The sequence below is a fragment of the Youhaiella tibetensis genome (assembly GCF_008000755.1).
GTDB lineage: Bacteria > Pseudomonadota > Alphaproteobacteria > Rhizobiales > Devosiaceae > Paradevosia > Paradevosia tibetensis.
Window position 1 is genome coordinate 3,404,176 of the sequence record NZ_CP041690.1, and the last position, 20,913, is coordinate 3,425,088.

At 63.8% G+C, this 20,913-nt stretch carries 19 protein-coding genes; 3 read left to right on the plus strand and 16 right to left on the minus strand.

The genetic code is table 11. The features are described 5' to 3' along the window. Positions 1–3: 3 nt before the first annotated feature. The 7 genes from FNA67_RS16690 to FNA67_RS16720 form a co-directional block, all read right to left on the minus strand. On the minus strand, positions 4–1,893 hold the full coding sequence (locus tag FNA67_RS16690) for an ATP-binding response regulator (RefSeq protein WP_147657080.1): 1,890 nt from the start codon (positions 1,891–1,893) through the stop codon (positions 4–6). Between the two features lie 67 nt (positions 1,894–1,960). Further along, entirely contained in the window at positions 1,961–2,356 is a 396-nt protein-coding gene (locus tag FNA67_RS16695) for a DUF4326 domain-containing protein (RefSeq protein ID WP_412761877.1), read from the minus strand. Beyond that, positions 2,313–2,963, minus strand: coding sequence for a trimeric intracellular cation channel family protein (locus tag FNA67_RS16700; RefSeq protein ID WP_049706225.1), 651 nt, complete (start codon positions 2,961–2,963; stop codon positions 2,313–2,315). Before FNA67_RS16700 ends, FNA67_RS16695 begins: the two co-directional genes overlap by 44 nt. Before the next feature lie 68 nt (positions 2,964–3,031). Next, a complete protein-coding gene (locus FNA67_RS16705; protein WP_147657082.1) occupies positions 3,032–4,042 on the minus strand; it encodes an ABC transporter ATP-binding protein in 1,011 nt (336 codons plus the stop codon). A 5-nt stretch (positions 4,043–4,047) separates the two neighbouring features. After that, positions 4,048–4,893 (minus strand): carbohydrate ABC transporter permease, encoded by an 846-nt coding sequence (locus FNA67_RS16710; protein WP_049706227.1) that lies wholly within the window; start codon positions 4,891–4,893, stop codon positions 4,048–4,050. Further along, complete coding sequence (locus FNA67_RS16715; protein WP_371874370.1) at positions 4,893–5,867, minus strand: carbohydrate ABC transporter permease; 975 nt, start codon at positions 5,865–5,867, stop codon at positions 4,893–4,895. The genes FNA67_RS16710 and FNA67_RS16715 overlap by 1 nt, the downstream gene beginning before the upstream one ends. 105 nt (positions 5,868–5,972) lie before the next feature. Next, positions 5,973–7,238 (minus strand): ABC transporter substrate-binding protein, encoded by a 1,266-nt coding sequence (locus tag FNA67_RS16720; protein WP_049706229.1) that lies wholly within the window; start codon positions 7,236–7,238, stop codon positions 5,973–5,975. Positions 7,239–7,709: 471 nt separating this feature from the next. Here FNA67_RS16720 and FNA67_RS16725 point away from each other — a divergent pair, with 471 nt between their 5' ends. Continuing rightward, complete coding sequence (locus FNA67_RS16725) at positions 7,710–8,732, plus strand: substrate-binding domain-containing protein (protein WP_147657084.1); 1,023 nt, start codon at positions 7,710–7,712, stop codon at positions 8,730–8,732. A 16-nt stretch (positions 8,733–8,748) separates the two neighbouring features. Here FNA67_RS16725 and FNA67_RS16730 read toward each other — a convergent pair whose 3' ends face one another. The 8 genes from FNA67_RS16730 to FNA67_RS16765 all read right to left on the minus strand — a co-directional run bounded on the left by FNA67_RS16730 (position 8,749) and on the right by FNA67_RS16765 (position 18,632). Continuing rightward, on the minus strand, positions 8,749–9,579 hold the full coding sequence (locus FNA67_RS16730) for an HpcH/HpaI aldolase/citrate lyase family protein (RefSeq protein WP_147657086.1): 831 nt from the start codon (positions 9,577–9,579) through the stop codon (positions 8,749–8,751). Further along, positions 9,576–10,772: a CaiB/BaiF CoA transferase family protein gene (locus FNA67_RS16735; RefSeq protein ID WP_147657088.1), complete on the minus strand. Its 1,197-nt coding sequence runs from the start codon at positions 10,770–10,772 to the stop codon at positions 9,576–9,578. Before FNA67_RS16735 ends, FNA67_RS16730 begins: the two co-directional genes overlap by 4 nt. A 153-nt stretch (positions 10,773–10,925) precedes the next feature. Continuing rightward, positions 10,926–13,025, minus strand: coding sequence for an ADP-ribosylglycohydrolase family protein (locus FNA67_RS16740; protein ID WP_147657090.1), 2,100 nt, complete (start codon positions 13,023–13,025; stop codon positions 10,926–10,928). A 19-nt stretch (positions 13,026–13,044) separates the two neighbouring features. After that, a complete protein-coding gene (locus FNA67_RS16745; RefSeq protein WP_147657092.1) occupies positions 13,045–14,256 on the minus strand; it encodes an ADP-ribosylglycohydrolase family protein in 1,212 nt (403 codons plus the stop codon). Beyond that, on the minus strand, positions 14,246–15,664 hold the full coding sequence (locus FNA67_RS16750) for an extracellular solute-binding protein (protein ID WP_244616373.1): 1,419 nt from the start codon (positions 15,662–15,664) through the stop codon (positions 14,246–14,248). The genes FNA67_RS16745 and FNA67_RS16750 overlap by 11 nt, the downstream gene beginning before the upstream one ends. A 45-nt stretch (positions 15,665–15,709) precedes the next feature. After that, a complete protein-coding gene (locus tag FNA67_RS16755; RefSeq protein WP_147657094.1) occupies positions 15,710–16,612 on the minus strand; it encodes a carbohydrate ABC transporter permease in 903 nt (300 codons plus the stop codon). After that, entirely contained in the window at positions 16,612–17,574 is a 963-nt protein-coding gene (locus FNA67_RS16760) for an ABC transporter permease (protein ID WP_244616374.1), read from the minus strand. Before FNA67_RS16760 ends, FNA67_RS16755 begins: the two co-directional genes overlap by 1 nt. Positions 17,575–17,582: 8 nt before the next feature. Then, positions 17,583–18,632: a LacI family DNA-binding transcriptional regulator gene (locus tag FNA67_RS16765; protein WP_147657096.1), complete on the minus strand. Its 1,050-nt coding sequence runs from the start codon at positions 18,630–18,632 to the stop codon at positions 17,583–17,585. 183 nt (positions 18,633–18,815) lie between these two features. On the opposite strand from FNA67_RS16765, the gene FNA67_RS21985 reads away from it, so the two are divergent. Further along, a complete protein-coding gene (locus FNA67_RS21985; protein ID WP_170267343.1) occupies positions 18,816–18,962 on the plus strand; it encodes a hypothetical protein in 147 nt (48 codons plus the stop codon). A gap of 122 nt (positions 18,963–19,084) precedes the next feature. Beyond that, positions 19,085–20,185 (plus strand): TraB/GumN family protein, encoded by a 1,101-nt coding sequence (locus FNA67_RS16770; protein WP_210246393.1) that lies wholly within the window; start codon positions 19,085–19,087, stop codon positions 20,183–20,185. Between the two features lie 21 nt (positions 20,186–20,206). Here the strand turns inward: FNA67_RS16770 and FNA67_RS16775 are convergent, their stop codons facing one another. Then, complete coding sequence (locus FNA67_RS16775) at positions 20,207–20,893, minus strand: helix-turn-helix transcriptional regulator (RefSeq protein WP_147657098.1); 687 nt, start codon at positions 20,891–20,893, stop codon at positions 20,207–20,209. Between the last annotated feature and the right edge of the window lie 20 nt (positions 20,894–20,913).

A 20,913-nucleotide genomic window follows, 5' to 3' on the forward strand; every position in this document is an offset into this window, starting at 1 on the left:
GCCCTACCCCATGGCTCTTCGGTTGGCGCGCCCGTGCCCGACGCGGCTCGACTTGATCGCCGCGATCGCCGCCTTGACCTTTGACGCATCGAGCGGCTTGGCAACCACTCCATCCGCCCCCGCCTGCATGGCGCGCGCCCGGTCGGCAAGAATGGAGATCATGAAAACCGGAATATGGCTGAGCGCCGGATCGGCCCGCAGCGCCGCCAGCACGTCCCAGCCGTCAAAACCGGGCATCATGATGTCGAGGAAGATGGCAGCCGGCCTCACGGTCCTGGCGATCTGAAGCGCCGACTGCGGCGCGTCGGTCACGATCGGCTCATAGCCTTCGCGGTGGAAGAGACGCTCGGCCAGTTCGAGAAACCCGCGGTCGTCATCGACGAAGAGCAGGCGCTGGCGCGGCTCGGAGAGGTTGGCCGCTGCCAGCTCGGGGTCGAGCGGCACCACCGGACTGGCATTGGCCGCGCTGCGCGCCGCTTCGACCGGTTCGCCAGCCTTGGGTTGAGGCGCCTCTGCAGGCCGAGCCATCGCGGTCGGCAGACGGATCGTGAATCGCGACCCATAGCCGAGTTCACTTTCAACCGTGATCGAGCCACCCATCAGGCGGCACAAATTCTGGCTCAGCGCTAGGCCGAGGCCGGTGCCGCCATAGGTCGCGGCAATCCGCGCATCCGCCTGGGTGAAGCTTGAAAAGAGCTTGCTTTGTTGCTCGCGCGAAATGCCGATGCCGGTATCGGCCACCGCGATCTCGATCCAGCCGCCATCGGCCTCCGCCAGCCGGCGGGCCGAGAGGGTGATCTGCCCGTTCTGCGTGAACTTGGCAGCGTTCGATATGAGGTTGAAGAGCGCCTGGCGCAGCTTGGTCGCGTCGGCCTGCATGAGCCCGACCTTGGGTCCCTCGACCACCACGAAGCTGTTGGCGTTCTTGGAGGCAAGCGGGCGCGCCGTGGATTCGACATCGGAGATCAGCTCGTCCACGTCGATCGTTTCGACATGCAGCACCATCTTGCCGGCCTCGATCTTGGAGATATCGAGGATGTCGTTGACCATGGCCAGCAGGTGCTTGCCGGCTGCGCTGATCTTTTGCAGGTCCGATATCTGCTGGCCGCGCCCATCGATCTCGGCGTCTTCGAGCAGCAGTTCGGAATAACCGAGTACGGCGTTGAGCGGGGTACGCAGTTCGTGGCTCATCTTGGCCAGGAATTCGGACTTGGCCCCGTTGGCGCGCTCGGCCTCGTCCTTGGCGTCGATCAGCATCTTGGTGGTGTCGCGATGCCGCTCGATCTCGCGCATCAGCTCGGACTGGCTGTCGACCACGTTGGCGTAATAAGCCGCCATGAGGAACGTGTAGGTGGTCGCGCCCAAAACCGACAGGACGCCCGGAACCACCATTTCCTGAACCGGTACGTGCAGGGGAAAACTCGAAAAGCGATAGCAGAGGTAGAATATCCCCATCCCCCCGAAAATCTGCCCGAGGACGAAGAGGCGATTGGTCCAGGTCGACCCGAGATAGAGGAAGGCCAGGAGGGGAGTGAGGATGAACCAGACGAGGAACGGAGAGCTGGTGCCCCCGTAGTTGAACGACCCCCAAAGGATCGCGAAACTGAGGTTGCAGACTGAGAGCATCGACAGCGCCGTATAGTGGCGCGGAAAGAACTTGAGCAGCGGCAGGAACAGCCAGAAGCCATAGATCGATGCCGCCAGGATATGCACCTGCGGCCACGGGTTCGGATCGACGAACGCCAGGCAGAGCGGAATGGGTGTGGCGATGAACGGCCCGAAGATATGGCTGATGAGGAACATCTGCACGCGCTTGCGCACGTTCATGTCAGCCTTGAGCGCGTCCGGGGTCAGCCAATCGGTCAGTGTTTCCAGTCTCGACAAAGCGCTCATGGATCCATGCAAGCCCGCGGAAGGTATCGGCGGAGCCTAAGGCCTCAGGCTTTGAGAAGTCGTAAAGCTAAAGGTTAGCAATCCGCAGCAGGGTATCGGCATGGCAGGGGCCATCCAGCGAGCACCAGCAGGCCAGGTTCCTGCCCGCCAGGTCGGCGCGAACGGCGTCTGGTGTTGGCGCTCGCCCGGCGACAGCGCCGGCTCGATCGTTCCCTCCAGCCACTGCCGGTGCAACTCTACCGCCTTGGCGCGGGCCGCAGCCGCGTCCAGCCCGAACCGCGCCTGCATGTCCGGGACCGAAAACGGGTTGCCCCATCGACTGGGCCGTCCCACCACCCGCGCCGGAAGACCATTGATACGCGCGGATTCCGCCTGAAGATCGAAGCCCCTGCGGCGGGAAAGCACCATGCGCTGCGGCATCATCGAGGATCGCGCTCATAGCTGAACTTGGGGATCTCGACATTATAGACGATTGCGACCACGCGGAGCGTCATGCCCACCGCGATGCCCGAGATCAGGGCGACGTCGTAGCTCATGCCGAGAACGGTAGCCCCGTAATAGACCCCGCCGGCGATGATCGAGACGATGGCATAAAGCTGGCCGGTGAAGACCAGCGGCACGTCGTTGCACAGGATATCGCGCAGGATGCCGCCGACGATGCCCGTGATCATGCCCGAAATGATGACAATGATCGGATGCAGCCCCATCGAAATAGCCACATCGCACCCGATCGTCGAAAAGATCACCAGCCCCAGCGCGTCGAGCAGCAGGAACGTCCAGCGCAGGTGATGCATGAAGCGGGACAGCATCACCGTTGCCAGCGCCGCTATGCAGACGACGACGAGCAGATGGGGAGCGGCAACCCAGGAGAGCGGATAGTGTCCTAGTATGACGTCGCGCGTGCCGCCGCCTCCCAGCGCCGTCGCACAGGCCAGCACGCACACGCCGAAGAGATCCATGTTGCGACGCCCCGCCGCCAGCGCCGCCGAAGCGGCCTGGGCCACGATGGCGACGTAGAACGCCACGTTAAAGAGGAGCGTTGAGGTCTGGTAGACGAGAATGGCAGGCATCCTTCGGCGCTTGGCTGGCCGAAGGATGCCATTGTCGGGGTTAAGAACCGGTCAGCGCCTGGCTCGGGTCAGGCCGCCATCGGCCGGCCCTGGGCGTCGAACCGGTAGACCTGGTCTCCCATCGGCGAAATCGAAAGCGTCTCGCCGGGCTGATGCCGCGTCGTGCCTTCCTGGCGAACGATCAGCGGCTCCTTGGAGCCGATATCGACATAGACGTAGCTGTCCGAACCCAGGTTTTCCGAGTGGACGACCTGCCCATTCCAGATGCCGTCCTTGTTCTCCTTGATGACGAGATGTTCGGAGCGCACGCCCAGCGTGTGCGCCTTGAACGCGTCGGCGAACTGGCCATTGAGGAAGTTCATCTTGGGCGAACCGATGAAGCCGGCCACGAACAGCGATTGCGGACGTTCGTAGAGCTCGAGCGGCGTGCCCACCTGCTCGATGATGCCGTCGCGCAGCACGCAGATACGGTCGGCCAGCGTCATTGCCTCCACCTGATCGTGCGTCACGTAGATCATGGTGGTCTTGCCCATGTCATGGTGCAGCTTGGCGATCTCGAGACGCGTTGCGACGCGCAGCGCCGCATCGAGATTGGAAAGCGGTTCATCGAACAGGAACACTTTCGGGTCGCGCACGATGGCGCGCCCGATGGCGACGCGCTGGCGCTGGCCACCCGAAAGCTGCTTGGGCAGGCGATCGAGGTAAGGCGTGATCTGGAGCATCTCGGCCGCTGCCTCGACGCGCTTGCGGATCTGCTCCTTGCTGCCCTTGGCCAGTTGCATGCCGAAGGCCATGTTGTCGTAGACCGTCATGTGCGGATAGAGCGCATAGCTCTGGAACACCATGGCGATGCCGCGCTTGGAGGGCGTGAGGCCGTTGACCACCTGCCCGTCAAAGCTCAGCGTGCCCGACGTGATGTCTTCCAGGCCCGCAATGAGGCGCAGGAGCGTGGACTTGCCGCAACCGGACGGGCCGACGAAAACCATGAACTCGCCCGAGTGAATCTCGAGGTTCACACCCTTGATGACTTCGACCGTGCCGAAGGACTTGCGGATATCTTTGAGCTGCAGTTCAGCCATTATTCTTAGCCTTTCACGCCGCCGGCCGTGAGACCGGAAATGATCTTGCGCTGGAAGATGAGAACGAGCACCACCAGCGGCACGGTGACGATGACCGAAGCCGCCATGATGTTACCCCACGGGATTTCGTACTGGCTGCCGCCCGAGAGCAGGGCGATTGCGACCGGCACGGTGCGGGTGGCGTTGGACGAGGTGAAGGTGAGCGCGAAAAGGAACTCGTTCCAGGCCGCGATGAAGGCCAGCAGCCCCGTCGTCACCAGCGCCGGCCACATCAGCGGCATGAAGACCCGAGTGATGATGACCCAGGGCGTCGCCCCATCCACGATCGCCGCCTCTTCGATCTCGATCGGCAGGTCACGCATGAACGTGGTCAGTACCCAGACCGTGAAGGGCAGCGTGAAGATCGTATAGGAGAAGATCAGGCCCCAGAGCGTGTTGAAGAGCCCGAAGAAGCGGATGACTTCGAAAAGGCCTGCAAGCACGGCGATCTGCGGAAACATCGAGACCGAAAGGATGGTGAGGAGCAAGAGCCCCCGCCCCCTGAAGCGAACGCGGGCCAGCGCGAAGGCGGCCGTGATGGCCAGCAGCAGCGCCAGCACCACCACCGCCGTCGAAACGATGATCGAGTTGAGCAGGTTTTGCGGGAAGCTGCCGGTGGTGAGCACCGAGGCATAGTTGGCCAGCGAGAAGGACGTCGGCCAATAGGTGACCCGGAACAGGTCGGTGCCCGATTTGAAGCTCGTCAGGATCGCGTAATAGAACGGGAACACCGCGATGACGACGATGGCGATGACCAGAAGGTAGAACGCGGTCTTCTTGGTATAGGTCCAGATTTGAGCGGTTGCGTCCATCAGCGGTCTCCCCCGTCGAAGCGCACGCGGCCGAGCCAGATATAGAGCACGGTCATGATCGCGATGAGCAGGAACAGCAGCGTCGATTGCGCCGAGCCATAGGCGAACTTGTCGAACTCGATGAGGTTCTCGCGCGCCACCACAGACATGGTCTTGGTCTGTGAGCTGTTGGGCGTGAGCACGTAGATGAGATCGAAGATGCGCATGGCGTCGAGCAGGCGGAAGATGATGGCCACCATCAGCGCCGGCCGCACCAGCGGCAGGGTGATGCGGAAGAACTGCTTGACCGGATGTACGCCGTCGATTTCGGCAGCTTCGTAGATATCCTTGGGGATCATCTGCAGGCCGGCCAGGATCAGCAGCGCCATGAAGGGCGTGGTCTTCCAGATATCGACCATGAGCACCGCGGTCATGGCGGTATCCGCATTTGCGGTCCAGGCGATCTTCTGGGAGATCAGGCCCATGCGCAGGAACAGATCATTGAGAATGCCGAACTGGTCGTTGAGCATCCAGCCCCACATGCGGGCCGAAACGATGGTCGGGATGGCCCAGGGAATGAGGATGGCGGCGCGCACCAGGCCGCGCCCGACGAAATTGGCATTGAGCACCAGGGCCACGATCATGCCCAGGATGGCTTCGAGCGTCACGGAGATGACGGCGAACCGCACCGTGTTCCAGACAGCGTTCCACCAGACCGGGTCGACGAGCGTCCCCGAGAATATGGTCTTGCCACTCTTGAGGGTGGTCCAGGACAGGTAGTTCCTGAACCCGACCCACTCGGCCCCGTAGAGGTTCGTAAGCGATGCGTTCGTCAGCGAGAAGTAGATGGTCCGCAAAAGCGGCCAGCCCGCGACGATGAGCAGCGCCACCAGCATTGGCACCAGGAAGAACATCGCCGAGCGCACGCGCTGGGTCAGTAGTTCCGACTTGATCTGAATATGCGGCGTGGCGATCGCCCCCGCAGCCGGCTCCATGCTTTCGGTGGTCATGCGACGGTACCGCTCCCTTGGAACTAGACGAATGCTGAGGGCGCGACCGGCACGGATGCCGTTCGCGCCCGGGTGCTAGAGCCGTAGGACTTACCAGCCGGCACCCTTGAGTTCGGTCAGCTTGGCCTCGAGGTTGTCGAGGTTGTCCTGAGCGGAACCGTTACCCGAGAGGGTGTCGTGGACAGCCGACCAGAACAGCGAAGACACTTCGTTGTACTTGACCTTGGTCGGAGCGGACGGACGCGGCACGGCGTTCTGGAATACATTCTTCCAGTTCGGGATGATCGGCTGTGCGGCGGCGATGTCCTTGTCGTCGTAGAGCGAGATGATCGTGGGCAGGTTGGACTGCTTGATCGCGCGCTCCTTCTGGACTTCGGGCGAGGCCAGGAACAGGGCCAGCTTGATGGCTTCGTCCGGGGCCTTGGAGTACTTGGAAACGGCAACGTTCCAGCCGCCGAGCGTCGCAGCCGACTGGTCGCCTTCCTTGGCGACCGGGAGCGTGGTCACGTCGAACAGGCCCTTGACCTTGCTGTCGTCGCCATTGCCGAGCTGGTAGGCATAGGGCCAGTTACGCATGAACACGGCATTGCCGAGCTGCCAGACGCCGCGGCTTTCCTCTTCCTGGTAGGCGAGCACGCCTTCCGGAGAAATGGTGCCGACCCAGCCCTTGGCACGCTCGAGAGCGGCAACGGCTTCGGGGTTGTTGATCGAGATGTCGCCATTGGCTTCCACGATCTGGCCGCCACCCGAGGACTTGACCCACTCCAGGGCATTACAGGTCAGGCCTTCATAGGCATTGCCCTGGAACACATAGCCCCACATGTCCTTGTTGCCGGCTTCGCGTTCCTTGTCCTGGATGAACTTGGCCGTCTCGGCCATCTCGTCCCAGGTCTTGGGAACCGGCTTGTTGTATTTTTCCAGCAGGTCCTTGCGGTAGTAGAGCGCCGGAGCGTCGGTGAAAGCCGGCAGCGCGACGAGCTTGCCGTTCACCGTCTGCGACTCGATGATCGAGGGGAAGTGCTGGCTGACGACGTCCTTGGCGGCGTCGGTCAGGTCCAGGAACTGGTCAGCGAGCTGGGGAGCCCAGATCACGTCGGTCTGGTAGACGTCGATGTCGGTGTTGCCGGCGGCGAGCCACAGGCGGTACTGGCCGAACTGGTCGGTGGTCGAAGACGGCATCGGCACGACGGTGACCTTGTTGCCGGTCTCCTTCTCGAACACGTCGAGCTGGCTGCGCAGGAACGCCAGGCCGTTGCCCGTGTCACCCGACACGATGGCGAGGTCGGCGGCCGAGGCGGCGGTGGCCAGGAGCGTGACACCCGTGAGCAGTCCCGCGAGCAATGCATTGAATTTCATACTGTCCTCCCAAAGGAACCCTTTGACCAAGCGGGAGGCAAGCACAGGCGTACGCGCACCACTGGTGCTGACCGTCGCAACTCCCCTCCCTGAAAAGCCCTCTGAACTCGCGGTTGATCCGCAGATATTCTCCCAAAGCGCTTTGAACAAAAAGTTGTCAGAGCCACAAATCGCTGTCAAGCGTGATAATTATTTCGAATGACCGTCCGTGCCGGGGCAGAATGGATTTCGTTGCAACATCAAAGGCCTACGCACGTCTTGTACGCGCGCGCGAGAAACGAGACCGTTAATGGCCTGAGGTACGATAGCCAAGCGGCGGAACGCTTGCGGAAAAATTTGAAATCGCTTTGAATGCGGCCATTTCGAACGAGGGGACGCAATGGCTGGTGAAAAGCGGGCGCCTGCCTTAAAGCAGCGTCGCGGGCAGGTTGCGAGTCACGGGACTGGCCGCCTGACCAAGGACGAAGCCCAATGAAACTCAAGGAACTAGCGGCCGAACTCGGGCTGTCCCAGACCACGGTGAGCCGGGCGCTGAACGGCTATCCCGAGGTCAACGAGGCCACCCGGCAACGCGTGAGCGAGGCTGCACAGCGGCTTGGCTACCGCGCCAATGTCAGCGCGCGGCGCCTGGCGACAGGACGCGCCGGCGCAATTGGACTGGTGCTCCCCACCGAAGGCAACGTGCAGTTCGGCCCGCATACCAACGAATACCTCTCGGGCGTCGCCGGCCGGCTGGCGCGTGACGAGATCGACATCCTGCTCTCCCCGCTCGAGACAGATGATGAAATCCCTGCCTTCAAGCGCCTGATTTCGAGCAAGCGCGTCGATGCGCTGATCGTCGGCTCGCCCACGCTCGCCGATCCGCGCGTCAAGTTCCTCACCGAGATCGGTTTCCCCTTCGTGCTGCACGGTCGCACCGAGGTCGATAAGCCGCATGCCTGGCTCGATATCGACAATGGCGGCGCCTTCTTCCGCGCCACTTCGCATCTGCTCGACCTTGGACATCGGCGCATCGCCATGATCAACGGGCCCGCCGGCATGACCTTCGCCGAGCACCGCGAAAAAGGCTATCGCGACGCCATGCTGGCCCGGGGCGTGACGCCCGATCCGCGCTTCATCGCCAACGGCCAGTTCACCGATGAAACCGGCTTCCGCTTCGCCCAGTCCTTCCTCGAGCAGAACCCTCGCCCCACCGCCATTCTCGCCGGCTCGATGATGACGGCCCTGGGTGTCTTCCGCGCCATCCGCGCGGCGGGGCTGACGCTGGGCCAGGACGTCTCGATGATCGCGCACGACGATGTGTTTCCCTATCTCAACGCGGACAACATGGTGCCCTCGATGTCGACGACGCGCTCGTCGATCCGCGCGGCCGGCAACCGCATCGCCGAACTCGTGCTTCAGGTTCTCGCGGGCAAGCCGGTGGAACAGGTGCACGAATTGTGGCCCGTCGAACTGGTGCTGCGAGAGAGCACGGGGCCGGCGCCGCGCGATTAGAGGTCAGCGACCGTCCTCAGGCCTGGGCGAGAATATTGCGCGCCCGCGTCACGATGGGCGCGTCGATCATCTTTCCGTCGAGCGCGAAGGCGCCTTCACCGTTGGCCTCGACCGCCTCGATGACGCGACGCGCCCAGGCGACCTGCTCATCGGAGGGCATGAATGCGCCGTTCAACACCGGAACGACCGAAGGGTGCACGCACGACGCGCCATCGAACCCATGCATCCTGGCCTCGCGCGCCGCTGCTGCGACGCCATCGAGATCGCTGTAGTTCGTCGTGCTGCCCAGCGTGCCGAGCGACAGGCGCCCCTCGGCCTTGGCCGCCAGATGGATCATGAGCTTCGGCAGGCGCAGCACGTCGGGCAAGGGTTCGGCCCCCATGCTGGCGGCCAGGTCTTCCCCGCCCGAAGTCAGGGCCAGCGTGCGGTCGTAGCGCGCGAAGGTGCGCGCCTCCAGCACCGCCGCCGCGTCTTCGATCAGCGGCACGAAGGCCAGCTCCGCACGGCCGAGCTCGCGCTCCAGAGGCTCGATATGGTCCGAGAGCCGCCAGAGCTGCTCGAGCGAGCGCGTCTTGGCGACATAAAGACCGAACGCCCCTGCCCTGCAGGCGGCCTCGGCATCGGCGAGTTGCATGTTCGGCTCGGCATTGACCCGCACGAACACCTTCGCCCCACTCCGCCCGACCGCGGGCACCGCTTCGGCCAGCGCCGCCCGGGCGCGATCCTTATCGGCAGGCGCCACGGCATCTTCGAGATCGAGGATGATGGCGTCGGCACCGCGCTCATGCACCTTGGCAATGAACTTTTCGGACGACGCCGGAACGTAGAGCAGCGAGCGAAGCTTCATGCGGTTTCCGTCTGCAGGGTTTGTGCGTCAATACCGACTTCGGCGAGGATCTCGGCCGTGTGCTCGCCAAGCGCGGGGGCGGGACGGCGCCAGGTGCCGGGGGTTTCCGAAAGACGCGGGACGATGTTGTGCATGGGGAGCGCGCCGAACTGGGTGTCCTCGACATCCACCACGATCTCGCGTTCGACGAAATGCGCGTCGGCGACAGCGTCGGCGATGTTGTAGATCGGACCGACCGTGGCACCGGCATCGCGCATGATGCGGAGCGCCTCGTCGTGGTCATGCTCGGCGAACCAAGCGCCGATGGCGGCATCGACCAGTGGACGATTTTTCACACGATCCGAATTGGTGGCGAAGCGCGGATCGGCGTTCATGTCGGAACGCCCGATGATCTCGAAGATGCGGCGGGCGACCTGCGGGGTGGAGCCGGAAAGCGCCAGGTACTTGCCGTCACGGCACTTGTAGACGTTGCGGGGCGAGGCGGTGTTGGAGGCGCTGCCGACGCGTTCCTTGATCTTGCCGGTGGTCTTGAAGATCGCCGCTTCCGGCCCGAGGACGGAGAACATGGGTTCGAGGAGCGAGAGGTCTATGACCTGGCCCTTGGAGTGGCCGCGCTCGCGGGCGAAGAGCGCCGTAAGAGTGGCCGAACTGCCGTAAATCCCGGCGATCATGTCGGCGAGCGCCAGCGGCGGCAGCACCGGCTCGCGGTCGGGGAAACCGGTGCGATAGGCAAAGCCGCTCATGCCCTCGACGATGGTTCCGAAGCCGGGAAGATGCGCATAGGGACCGGTCTGGCCGAAGCCGGAAATGCGTACGATGATGAGCTTGGGATTGCGCTCGTGGAGCTTTTCGGGCGCGAGACCCATCTGCTCGAGCGTGCCCGGGCGGTAGTTTTCGATGAAAACGTCGGCGGTGTCGACGAGGGCCCATAGAGCCTCCATCGCCGGTTTGTCGCGGAGGTTGAGTACCACCGAGCGCTTGTTGCGGCCGTAGGTCTTCCAGAAAAGCGAATGGCCGTCGTCCTTCCAGTCGCGCAGGGGATCGCCCACGGGCGGCTCGATCTTGATGACGTCGGCGCCGAAATCGGCGAGCTGAAGTGAGAGCATGTTGCCGGCCATGAGCCGCGAAAGATCGAGCACGCGGATGCCGGCGAGCGGGCCGGTGGCTTCGGGGTCGAAGTGGCGGGTGGACATGCGGTGATAGCTCCGAGTCTTGGCTCACATAGAGCCGGCGGGTCTCCCTCCCCTTGTGGGGAGGGAACAAGGGTGGGGGTTGCCTCCCACTCCCGTTGTTTGTGGCTCACCCCCCACCCCGGCCCTCCCCACAAGGGAGAGGGAGGGCAGAGGTCAGCCCTCTACGATCTCGAACTTGCCGATCGACATGCGGCCAGCCGAAGCGATGCGCAGCCCGGCCATGCCGTATTTGAACTGGCCGTCCTGAGCCGAGACGAGTTGCTTGCCGTCAACCGTGAGGGTCAGCGTATCGCCCTCGACCTTGAACTCGATCGCGTAGCTCTTGTCGAACTCCGGCTTGAACGGAACGCTGGCCAGAACCGTCGTGCCGTGGTCCTCGCGGAGGATAACCGCCTCGCCATCCTGGAAGCCCGCTGCATAGAAACGGCTGGTGCCCTGGACACGAGCGGAAACGAGGTGCGAGGCACCCGAGAGCGGCATCATCTCGGCCTTGACTGTGGCATCGCGGAGGTACGCGTTGCCGGTCCAGGCGTCGGCATCGCCAGCGGTGTGGGCATGGATGCGGCCGTTCTGCAGCGTCCAGTGGCCACGGTTCCAGGTGAAGCGGGTGATACCGCCCCATTCCTGGACTTCCTTGGCCGGGTCGATGACGACGTTGCCTTTGCCGGAGACCGAGAACTCGGAGAGGAACAGCCGGCCGAGGAACTTGAGGCGTCCAAAATACTCGACCAGGATACCGATCTCGTCGATGGCTTCGCCGTTCCCATCGGGGATGGTGAACGCGTAGTCCTGCCAGCCTTCCGAGGACGGAACATGCCAGGCGCCGGTCTCCTGGATGGTGCCGGACATGGCGCGACGGACATAGGGCGCTACACGCAGGTTGCCGTCGCCGTTCCAGGGATCCAGCCAGAGCTTGAACTTCACCAGCTGACCGTCATCGGCGAGCGGGGTGAACATCGGGCGGTAACGCTCGTCGTCGAAATCGGAGCGGCGGTAGAAGGGCTTCCAGAAGACACGACCACCCTGCCCGCGCTCGAGCCGGTCGAGCTGGATTTCGAGCGAGCCTTTGGCCCCATCGGTGTGGCGCTCCGACGAACCCTTGAGCGAGATCTGGTTGAACGGCTCGGTGCGGAAGGCATGGGTGGCGCCCGGCGCGTCGAAATCGAAACGGACGCCGCGGCGCTCGAAATCCTCGACCCAGAGAGCCGGCGCTTCCTTGCCCGCAAGGCGCAGGGCCAGCACCGTGAGTTCGCGGGCAAAGGACGGAATATCGACGACGTTGACGGTGCCGAGGATGCCCGAGGCGATGACAAAATCGTTGATCGGCTTGCGGTACTTGTCCCAGCCCGGCTGCACCTGCTGGAGCGTCCCGACGATGGCGCCCGCATTGCCGGCGTTACAGTCGGTGTCCCAGCCGCCCATGGTGGCGATCTCGACGGTCCGCGGCAGGTCGCCACGACCGTAGATGAGGCCCATCATGGTGATGCCGGCATTGGGGATGATGTGGCAGACGCCCGGATAACGGTCATAGCCCCATTCGGCGGTCAGCATGTCGCGGCAGCTGCGCCAGTCGTCGGGATGCGCCTCGTAGTGCGCGAGGACGGCGCGGCAGACCTTTGCGTAGAGCGAATCCGGGGAAATGGTCGCGAGGCCTGCCTCGATGACGTCTTCGATGGTCTTGGAGACGAAAGCGGCGGCGATGGCGGCGGCGCAGAAGCGCGCGCCATTGAGGCCTTCGCCATCGTGGGCGACGCTGGCGGCGCGCGCCGAAGCATCGGCGGCCTTTTGCGGTTCGCCCGGATGAACCCAGCCCCAGCTGTCGATGAAGATCTGCCCGCCGATCTGCTCGGCTACCGTATGGCCGTTCTGGGCGATGGAGCCCGATTGCGGCGCGGGAATGCCGGCGCGCAGGTTCCGATAGGCGGTATGCTCGGTCGAGACGCCAAAACCGCCCCACCAATACATGCCATGCTCTTCGGCGGCGTAGTTGAGCCAGGTCTTGCCCACATCCTCGGCGGTCGCGCCAAGCCCGTAGTCGCGCAGGGCGCGGATGAAATAGACCGGGCCGTTGGTGTCGTCGTCGGCGGCGAAATTCTTGAAGTCGCGCAGGTATTGCGTGATCTCGCCATAGGTGTTCCGGATGCGGTCGTAGCTCCAGATGGTCGGCTCGACGGGCGCGCCCAAGCGCACGCCGATGGCCTTGCCGATAAAGCCCGAATAGATGCGCTCGAAGATTTCAGTCGTGGACAGCATGGGGACTTTCGTTGGGTTCCTAGAGATTGACGACCTGGGCGGGTTCGGCCGAGCCGAAGAGGGAAGCACGCGCCTGGGCCTTGGCCTTTTCGCGGGCGCGGTCGGCGGCGTGGATGGCGATCACCGTATCGGTGAAGGCATCGGCGGCGGCCGTCAGATTTAGCCTGTTGGCGCGGTCCAGCTGGTCGCGGACGGGGGGCGTGATGACGCTTTCGCCATGCATGGCGCCCAGGATCGCGCCGGCCATGACGCCGATCGAATCCGTGTCGCGGCCCGAGTTGATGCCATCGACGATAGTCTTTTCGAACGCGCCGTCATTGAGAATGGCAAAGCCCAGCGCCAGCGGCAGTTCCTCGATCGAGTGGAGGCGCGAGGGCTGGTAAGCGTCGGTGGGAACGCCGGCCTTGTGCGGGGCGTGGTTCACGTCGTCGCCCATCACCGAGTATTTGCCGATGATGGTATGGAAGCGTTCGACCACCGCGGCGTAGTCGGCATCCTGGCGCCTCAGCTCGCGGGCGGCCTGGACGATGTCGGCGATGGCAGCGCGCGTGCCGTCCTTGGCAACGGCGAGGGCCTCCTCGACGATGGTTTCGATATTGGTGCCGGGCACGAAGGCGGCGGCGATGGCGGCGGCGAGGACACCGGCTGCCTCGAGGCCATAGCTCTGCTGGTGGCCGGAAGCGAAGGCGATGGCCTCGTCATAGGCGGCCTTGGGATCGCAGGCATTCACCGCGCCGACGGGGGCGATGTACATGGCGGCACCGCAATTGACCATGTTGCCGATGCCGCCCTGTCGGGGGTCGCAACCGGACAGCTGGTGGCGCTGGAAAATCCATTTCTCGGGGTAGAACAGGCGCTCGATGAGCAGCGTCTCGCGCTGCATCTCCGGAATCCAGCGCGGCTTCCAGGCGATCTCGCGCACCATGCCGGTCGCCATGTCCCAGGCGTCGATATGGCGCTGGACGTCGCCATAGACGGTCATGAGGCAGAGCGTCATGAGCGTATCGTCGGTGACGATGCCGTTGCCGCGCATGCGCCCGTTCCGGGCCACGGGATCCAGGCTCATCTTGTGCCACTGCGTATCGACCGAGGTCACCCGGCCATAGCGCTTGGCGATCTCGGCGGCAGAGAGTTTTTCGACCGGCGCTCCGATGGCGTCGCCGTAAGCGACGCCATGGAGAAGCGCACGAACTCGTCCCCGAAGGGACGAGCCATTTGCATCATTGGGCATTAAGGACGGTCCTTGCGTAGTCAGTCATGCGCTGGCCACCGGCATTGTTCCACTCGGCGACATAGGCATCCCACTGGTCCATGCCGGCTTCGCCCGAGATGAACTTGTAGACCCACGAACGATAGACGTTCTCGGTCGCGTCGATGTCAGCCGCGTATTCGGCCGGCCAGACGAAGGCGTTGTCCGGCTTGAAGTTCGAGGCGATCACCTTGAGCGATTCCTGGGCGGCCGGGCTCATCCACTGCACCGGCGGTTGCCAGTTGGCGGCGACGAGGAAGCGGGCGTACCAGGTGGCGAGCTTGTCGGTCGGCTTAATGGTGTCGCCGTCCTTGGTGTACTGCTCGCCCTCAAAGCCCATGCGCTCGATAGCCTGCCCTTCCGGGCTCGCCACGAAATCGAGGAACTTGACGACCTCTTCCTTATGCTGGGACGTGGTCGCGATGGCGAGGCCGCGCGACTCCTTGGAAACGTCGAGCGCAAGCAGGCCCTGGCCCGCCGGGCCCTTGGGCGGAGCGAGCAGGACCAGCCCCGGATTCTCTTCCGGATGCGCCTGCTTCATCTTGCCGCCATAGATGTCGATGACTTCGGCGGACGAGCCGAAGATGACGCCGGCGCGGCCGGAATAGAACTTGTCTTCCTTCACGTCCCACTTGGTCGTGATGTATTCCGGATCATAAAGGCCCTGCTCGCGGAGCGAAGCGTAGAAGGCGATCTTGTCCTTCTCGGCATTCGAAACGCGGGCGGCGATCCACTCGCCGCCGTCGTTCTTCATCCAGGTGCCGGTGACGCCGAACGCCTGGTTGAAGATGGCATCGAGTTCGTTGGTGTTGTCGGCCGTGGTCACGCCATAAGTGTCGGCCTGGCCATTGCCGTCGAGATCGCCGTCCTTGATCGCCTTGAAGAGCGTGACGTAGTCCTCGACCGTCTGCGGCGCGGCAACGCCGGTCTTTTCCAGCCAATCCTGGCGGATCACCGGCTGCGGGATGCGGGGCGGATAGACGTAGAGCAGGTAGGGATAGTTCTTGAGGCGCTCGACGTTATGCGGGAAGAGCGCGTCCTTGAGATAGGTGGTCTTGGGAAGCCAGTTGTTCCAGTCTTCGAGGATCCCCTGCTCGGCCATCTTGGCGTCGCCGCCCTGGAAGTAGATGAGGTCCGGAATGTCGCCCGAGAGCAGCATGGCCGAGAGCTTGTCGGCATAACCGGACGAGGGCAGATCGACGAGCTGGATGTCGAGGTCGGTACCCTGGGCCTTGAGGGCCTCTTCGTACTTCTCGATGAGCTTGACGTCATCCGGGTTGGTCGAGAGCAGGTCCTTGGAGACGATGCGGATCGTCACCGGATCGGCCAGCGCAGCGCTGACCGTCAGGGCCAGGGCCGTCGAAGCCATCAAGAGCATTCTGCCAAGCATTGATTTCTCCTCCATTGAGTATGCTTTTGCTTGTTTAAGTCGATCTCAGCCCTTCAGTGCACCGCTCATGGTGCCCTTGGTGAAGAACTTGAGAATGAGGGGATAGATGGCCAGGATCGGCACGATCGTGAGCAGGATCATGCCGGCCTTGAGCGCGCGGATGTTGATCTGGCTGGCGCCCGAATAGCTGTCCGAGGCGTCCTTGCCGACGATCATGAGCTTGTCGCCCTCGACCACGAACTGGCGCAGCACCACCTGCAGCGGCCACTTGGACTGGTCGTTGAGGTAGATCATCGCCCGGAAGAACTCGTTCCAGTGGAAGACGAAGTAGAAGAGCGTGATCGTGGCCAGCGCCGGCCTGGCCAGCGGCAGCACCACCGTCCAGAACACCTGGAACGGATTGGCCCCATCGAGCTCGGAGGCCTCCAGCAGCTCGGACGGAATCTCCTCGAAGAAGCGGATGAGGATGATCAGGTACCAGGCGTTGACCAGCTTGAAGAGGATCGGCGCCCAATAGGTGTCGAGCAGGCCCAGCCGCTTGTTGATGAAGTAATCCGGAATGATGCCGGGCTCGAAGACGATGGTCACGAGCACGAGGATGAAGATGAAGCGTCGACCCGGCAGGTTCGGCCGGGATAGCCCCCAGGCCATGAGCGCGGTGAACGCGACCCCCAGCACCGTCGAGGCGACGGTGATGAAGATCGAGTTGATTACGCCCCGCTGCACCTGAGGATGCTGGATCAGGAGGCTCCAGACCTCGGGCGAAAACCCGTGCGGCAGGATGGTAAGGCCGTTCATGCCGGCGACATTGGTCGGATCGGAGAAAGAGATCGCCAGCAGGTTCAGCAGCGGCTGCACCGTCATCACCACCAGGAACAGGAGCGTCGAAACGATGATCGCGTATTCGAGGCGCTCGAGCGAGGTCTTGCGGATCGGGGTCTCGGCCATCACCACACTCCCTTCCCGGTCAGTCGCTTGGAAACGAAGTGGGCGCCGATCAGCATCAGCATGCCCAGGATCGCCTTGAAGAGCCCGGCAGCCGTGGCCATCGAGTATTCCCCGGTAAGCAGGCCGATGCGGTAGACGTAGCTGTCGATGATGTCGATCTGGCTGCGCACGGCGTCGTTGGAGAAGTTGATGACCTGGTTGAGGTCGGCCGACAGGAACATGCCGGCATTGAGGATGAAGATCGTCGCGATGGTCGGCACGATGCCCGGAATGGTGATGTCGCGGATCTTCTGCCAGCGATTGGCCCCGTCGATCTCGGCGGCGTCATAGAGTTGCTGGTCGATGGCGATGATGGCGGCGAGGTAGAGCAGGCTGTCCCAGCCGGCCGAGCGCCAGATTTCCGAGAACACCAGGACCCACCGGATCGAGCCGGTCTCGGTCATGAACGAGCGCGGCGCCATGCCGGCCATCCCCAGGATATTGTTGACCGCGCCATCGCTTGGGGAGAGCACGGCGATGAAGACGCCGGCGATCACCACCCAGGAGAGGAAGTGCGGCAGGTAGATGGCCGACTGGATGAACTTGCGCAGCGAGCCGCCGCGGACCTCGTTGAGCAGCAGCGCCACGATGATCGGCACCGGAAAGACGAAGGCGAGCTTCATCCCCGAGATGATCAGCGTGTTTGCAAAGACTTGCCAGAAGATCGGCGAGGCGAAGAGCGTCTGGAAATGCTTGAGGCCCACCCAGATGTTGGGCGGAATGATCCGCACCTGCTCGAAGGCGATCTTGGCTTCCCAGATGGGGAAGTAATGGAAGACGACGAAGAAAAGCAGACCCGGCGCCATCATGGCGTAATAGGGCCACCATTTGCGCAGGCCCTGGACGAAGACATTGCTTCTGGCGGGAACGTTCCCAATTCGGGACGCGGTTTCCACTGCCTCGATATTCTGGCCGATCGTCACTTTTCTGGTCACCTCCCTGCCGCGACCATCTTGGGCGCGGTGGCCGTCAGATCGGCGAGTGAGCCTCGCTCTATCAGGCGGCACGGCATATAGACCCGGCCATGTTCAGGCCGGCCGGCAATTTCATCGAGCAGGCAATCGACGGCGCGCACGCCGATCTCCCGGCTCGGTTTTTCGATCGTGGTCAGCCCCGGCCAGGCGAAGGCGCCGGCCGGAATGCCATCGAACCCGAGGATGGACACATCTTCCGGACACGACAGACCCGCCTCGCGCACCGCCATCATCGCGCCCAGCGCCATGAGGTCGTTGGCGGCAAAAACGGAAAGATACCCCCTGCCCCGCCGGGCCAGCAACCGCTCCATGGCAGCCTTGCCGCCCTCGACGGTATATTCGGCATCCTCCATCGCCAGCACGGCCGGATCGATATCGCGCTCGACACAGAAATCGTGGACCGTGCGCAGGAAGCGGGCGCGCGCCAGGCGCGAGCGCGGGCCGAGGATGAAGGCCGGGCGCGTATGGCCGCGGCTGAAAAGATGCTCCATGCCGAGCCGCACGGCCTGGGCAATGTCCGAGCCGACGCTCGACACGTCCGAAAAGCGCTCCGCCGAGGAGCCGATGAAGACGAAGGGCAGCCCGAAACGCGACAGATCGTCGAAATTGTCGGCCACCGGATTGATGATGGCGCCGTCGACCCGCGCCTGCCGCAGCGCGCGCAGATGCCGCGCCTCCTTGCCGGCATCCCAATCCGACGAGAAGACGAGGAGCGAGATGTTGTGCTCGGCGGCGCGATCCTGCGCGCCGCGGGCAACGCCCGCCCAGAAGGGGTTGGTGATGTCGGGGATGACGATGCCGAGCAGGCCCGAGCGCCCCGAGCGCATGCCGACGGCCAGATGGTTGCGCTCGTAGCCGGTGGCGGCGACAGCCTTCATCACGCGGTCGCGGGCGTCCTCGGAAATGCTGGAGGAACCGGCAAGCACGCGCGCCACGGTGCTTTTCGACACCCCGGCGTGCTCGGCGACGTCTATGATCGTCGGCCTGCGATTGCGGCTCTTATCCATCAACTCTTCCCAGCGATCGGCCCGTAGCTTTGCCAGCCTTTTGCTCGATCTTCGTGGGAACGTTACCAAGGAGTCTCAGGCTCCGTCAATCGATAAAATTCTGATGAAATTCGGCGCGGTCAGCAGCGAGAAACAGCTCGGACAAACGGCGCTTCGGCATGGTTGGAGCAGGTCGGTCAGACGATGGGCTGGGGCGCCCCGGAAATCTCTGGCCGTCCCGGCGGCAAGAAGACGGACAAGGCGCTTTATGACGTGCTGAGCAAGCGAGCCGCCCAGGGCCACCCTGCGGCAGTCGCCGCCCTCAGGAAGATCAACCCCTGGCCGTTCTGAAGTAGCGGGTCGTGTGCGCGGCGACCGATGGCGGGCCTTGGGGAGTTGAGCTATCCTGCTCTGGGAAAAACAGAAATCGGCCAGCCAGCTCCGGCTGGCCGTCAACGGTTAAGGGGATCGATTTGGCAACTGACAGCGCAATCCTTCACGATATCGATCGTGGCGAACGGCTCAAACTGCGGCTCGGCACGATCGCCTGGTTCCTCGCCCTGATCGGCCTGCTGCTGGGCCTGCCTGTGCTTCTTGACCTGGGCTGGTGGGCGCTGGCTGCCGCCATCGCGCTGGCGCTGCTCCTGGCGCTGCCGATCTGGTGGCTCGTACGCCGCCTTTTCGCCCGGCAGCGCCTGCGACGCTGGATCAGCGGATACGCCGCAACGACCCTGGCGGTGGTCTCGGTACTCACCGTCGCGATCGCCACCCCGCTCTATGCCCTTGCGGTCAGCACGGCGGTGCAGCCGCTGACGGTGCCCCAGGCGTCCCTGACCGACGGCAGCAAGACCGTGGTCTTCCAGGGCATGGTGCATGTCGGCTCGGAGGGCTTCTTCAAGAGCGTCGTCTACGACGTGGAAAAGGCACTCTCGGAGGGGTACGTCATCTACTACGAGGGCGTGACCGGCGATCCGGCGGGAGACGCCTGGTTCTCCGAGAACCTGGCTGGCGGAGGCGACCTCTCGGCCAACTATTCCAAGCTCGGCGATGCCTGCGGCCTCAAGTTCCAGCTCAACTATTTCGGCCTGCTGCGGCAAGACATGGTCGAGCATCCGGAGCGCCACATCGCCGCCGATGTGAGTACCGCCGACATGATGCATGAATACGAACGCCTTGCCGCCGCCGATCCCACATTTGCCGCACGCGCAACGGCAGCCAAGGGAGACGACTCCCAAGGCGAGGGCGATGGCATCGCGGCCGTCTTCAACTGGCTCGAAAACGCGACCCCGGGGCAGCGAGCCCTGGTGGGCGTTGCCTGTCGCGCCATGATGACCCGCACGCTGAGCGCAAAGACCGAGCCTTCCGCACTCGATCCCGTCATTCTCGATTTCCGTAATCGCGAGCTTGCCAAACGCATCGAGAGCGGCCCGGACAAGATCTACATCACCTATGGCGCCGGCCACCTGCCGGGCCTCCTCGAGGACCTGCGGGCGCTCAACCCGGCCTGGGAAGTCGGCTCGGTGAAGTGGATGCGCGCGATCGAGGCGCCTGACGACCTCGAAGGCGAAATCTAGGGAAGGAACGGGCCCGCCCGATCACTCCATCGCTTCGAGCCGCCCGAGGTAGTCCCTGAGCAGGGCTGCCCGGCGCGGCCGGAAGCTGGCCCCCGACCGCGCCATGCCGGTGATGCGGTCGGGCGCGAACATGCGGAAGTCCTGCCGCAGGCAACACCACGCCAGAACCAACAGCGCGCGTTCGGCATAAACGATGGCGAGCGGATAGATCGTGCGCTGCGAGACCCCGCCGCCCTTGTCGACATAGTCAATCTCGAGCGCCTCTTCGCGCCAGCAGGCATCGCGCAGCGCATTCATGTTCGCTGCCGGCTCGAAACGCGCTTCGGGGCGATAGACGCGCGAGATGGCGTGAAAGAGCTGTTGCTCGCGATCGTCCGGCAGGCTCGCGGCCACCTTGGCGAGGACGGAGGTCGCCGCATCGGCGAGCGCCCGGTCACCCATGTGCCGCACCTCGGCGAGCCCGAGGGCGATGGCCTCGATCTCGGTGCGATCGAAGGTCTGCGGCGGCAGGGCATAATCCTCGATGAGCCGATAGCCATAACCGCGCTCGCCCTCGATGCGGGCGCCGGCGGCGCGCAGGCTGTCGATGTCGCGATAGAGCGAACGTAGGGACACCCCCGTTTCCTCGGCCAGCCGCGCGGCCGTGATCGGCGCGGGCATCACGCGCATGGCCTGGAGCAGACGGAAGAGACGATCCGAACGGGACATTTTCTAACTGACGGAAACTG

Bases quoted from the DNA above. Each gene is read 5' to 3' on its own strand.
- FNA67_RS16705 (WP_147657082.1), bottom strand. From the start codon at position 4,042: ATGGCTGAACTGCAGCTCAAAGATATCCGCAAGTCCTTCGGCACGGTC.
- FNA67_RS16690 (WP_147657080.1), bottom strand. From the start codon at position 1,893: ATGAGCGCTTTGTCGAGACTGGAAACACTGACCGATTGGCTGACCCCG.
- FNA67_RS16740 (WP_147657090.1), bottom strand. From the start codon at position 13,025: ATGCTGTCCACGACTGAAATCTTCGAGCGCATCTATTCGGGCTTTATC.
- FNA67_RS16700 (WP_049706225.1), bottom strand. From the start codon at position 2,963: ATGCCTGCCATTCTCGTCTACCAGACCTCAACGCTCCTCTTTAACGTG.
- FNA67_RS16745 (WP_147657092.1), bottom strand. From the start codon at position 14,256: ATGCCCAATGATGCAAATGGCTCGTCCCTTCGGGGACGAGTTCGTGCG.
- FNA67_RS16725 (WP_147657084.1), top strand. From the start codon at position 7,710: ATGAAACTCAAGGAACTAGCGGCCGAACTCGGGCTGTCCCAGACCACG.
- FNA67_RS16730 (WP_147657086.1), bottom strand. From the start codon at position 9,579: ATGAAGCTTCGCTCGCTGCTCTACGTTCCGGCGTCGTCCGAAAAGTTC.
- FNA67_RS16715 (WP_371874370.1), bottom strand. From the start codon at position 5,867: ATGGAGCCGGCTGCGGGGGCGATCGCCACGCCGCATATTCAGATCAAG.
- FNA67_RS16695 (WP_412761877.1), bottom strand. From the start codon at position 2,356: ATGTCGAGATCCCCAAGTTCAGCTATGAGCGCGATCCTCGATGATGCC.
- FNA67_RS16735 (WP_147657088.1), bottom strand. From the start codon at position 10,772: ATGTCCACCCGCCACTTCGACCCCGAAGCCACCGGCCCGCTCGCCGGC.
- FNA67_RS16710 (WP_049706227.1), bottom strand. From the start codon at position 4,893: ATGGACGCAACCGCTCAAATCTGGACCTATACCAAGAAGACCGCGTTC.
- FNA67_RS16720 (WP_049706229.1), bottom strand. From the start codon at position 7,238: ATGAAATTCAATGCATTGCTCGCGGGACTGCTCACGGGTGTCACGCTC.
- FNA67_RS21985 (WP_170267343.1), top strand. From the start codon at position 18,816: ATGGGCTGGGGCGCCCCGGAAATCTCTGGCCGTCCCGGCGGCAAGAAG.
- FNA67_RS16775 (WP_147657098.1), bottom strand. From the start codon at position 20,893: ATGTCCCGTTCGGATCGTCTCTTCCGTCTGCTCCAGGCCATGCGCGTG.
- FNA67_RS16755 (WP_147657094.1), bottom strand. From the start codon at position 16,612: ATGGCCGAGACCCCGATCCGCAAGACCTCGCTCGAGCGCCTCGAATAC.
- FNA67_RS16765 (WP_147657096.1), bottom strand. From the start codon at position 18,632: ATGGATAAGAGCCGCAATCGCAGGCCGACGATCATAGACGTCGCCGAG.
- FNA67_RS16750 (WP_244616373.1), bottom strand. From the start codon at position 15,664: ATGCTTGGCAGAATGCTCTTGATGGCTTCGACGGCCCTGGCCCTGACG.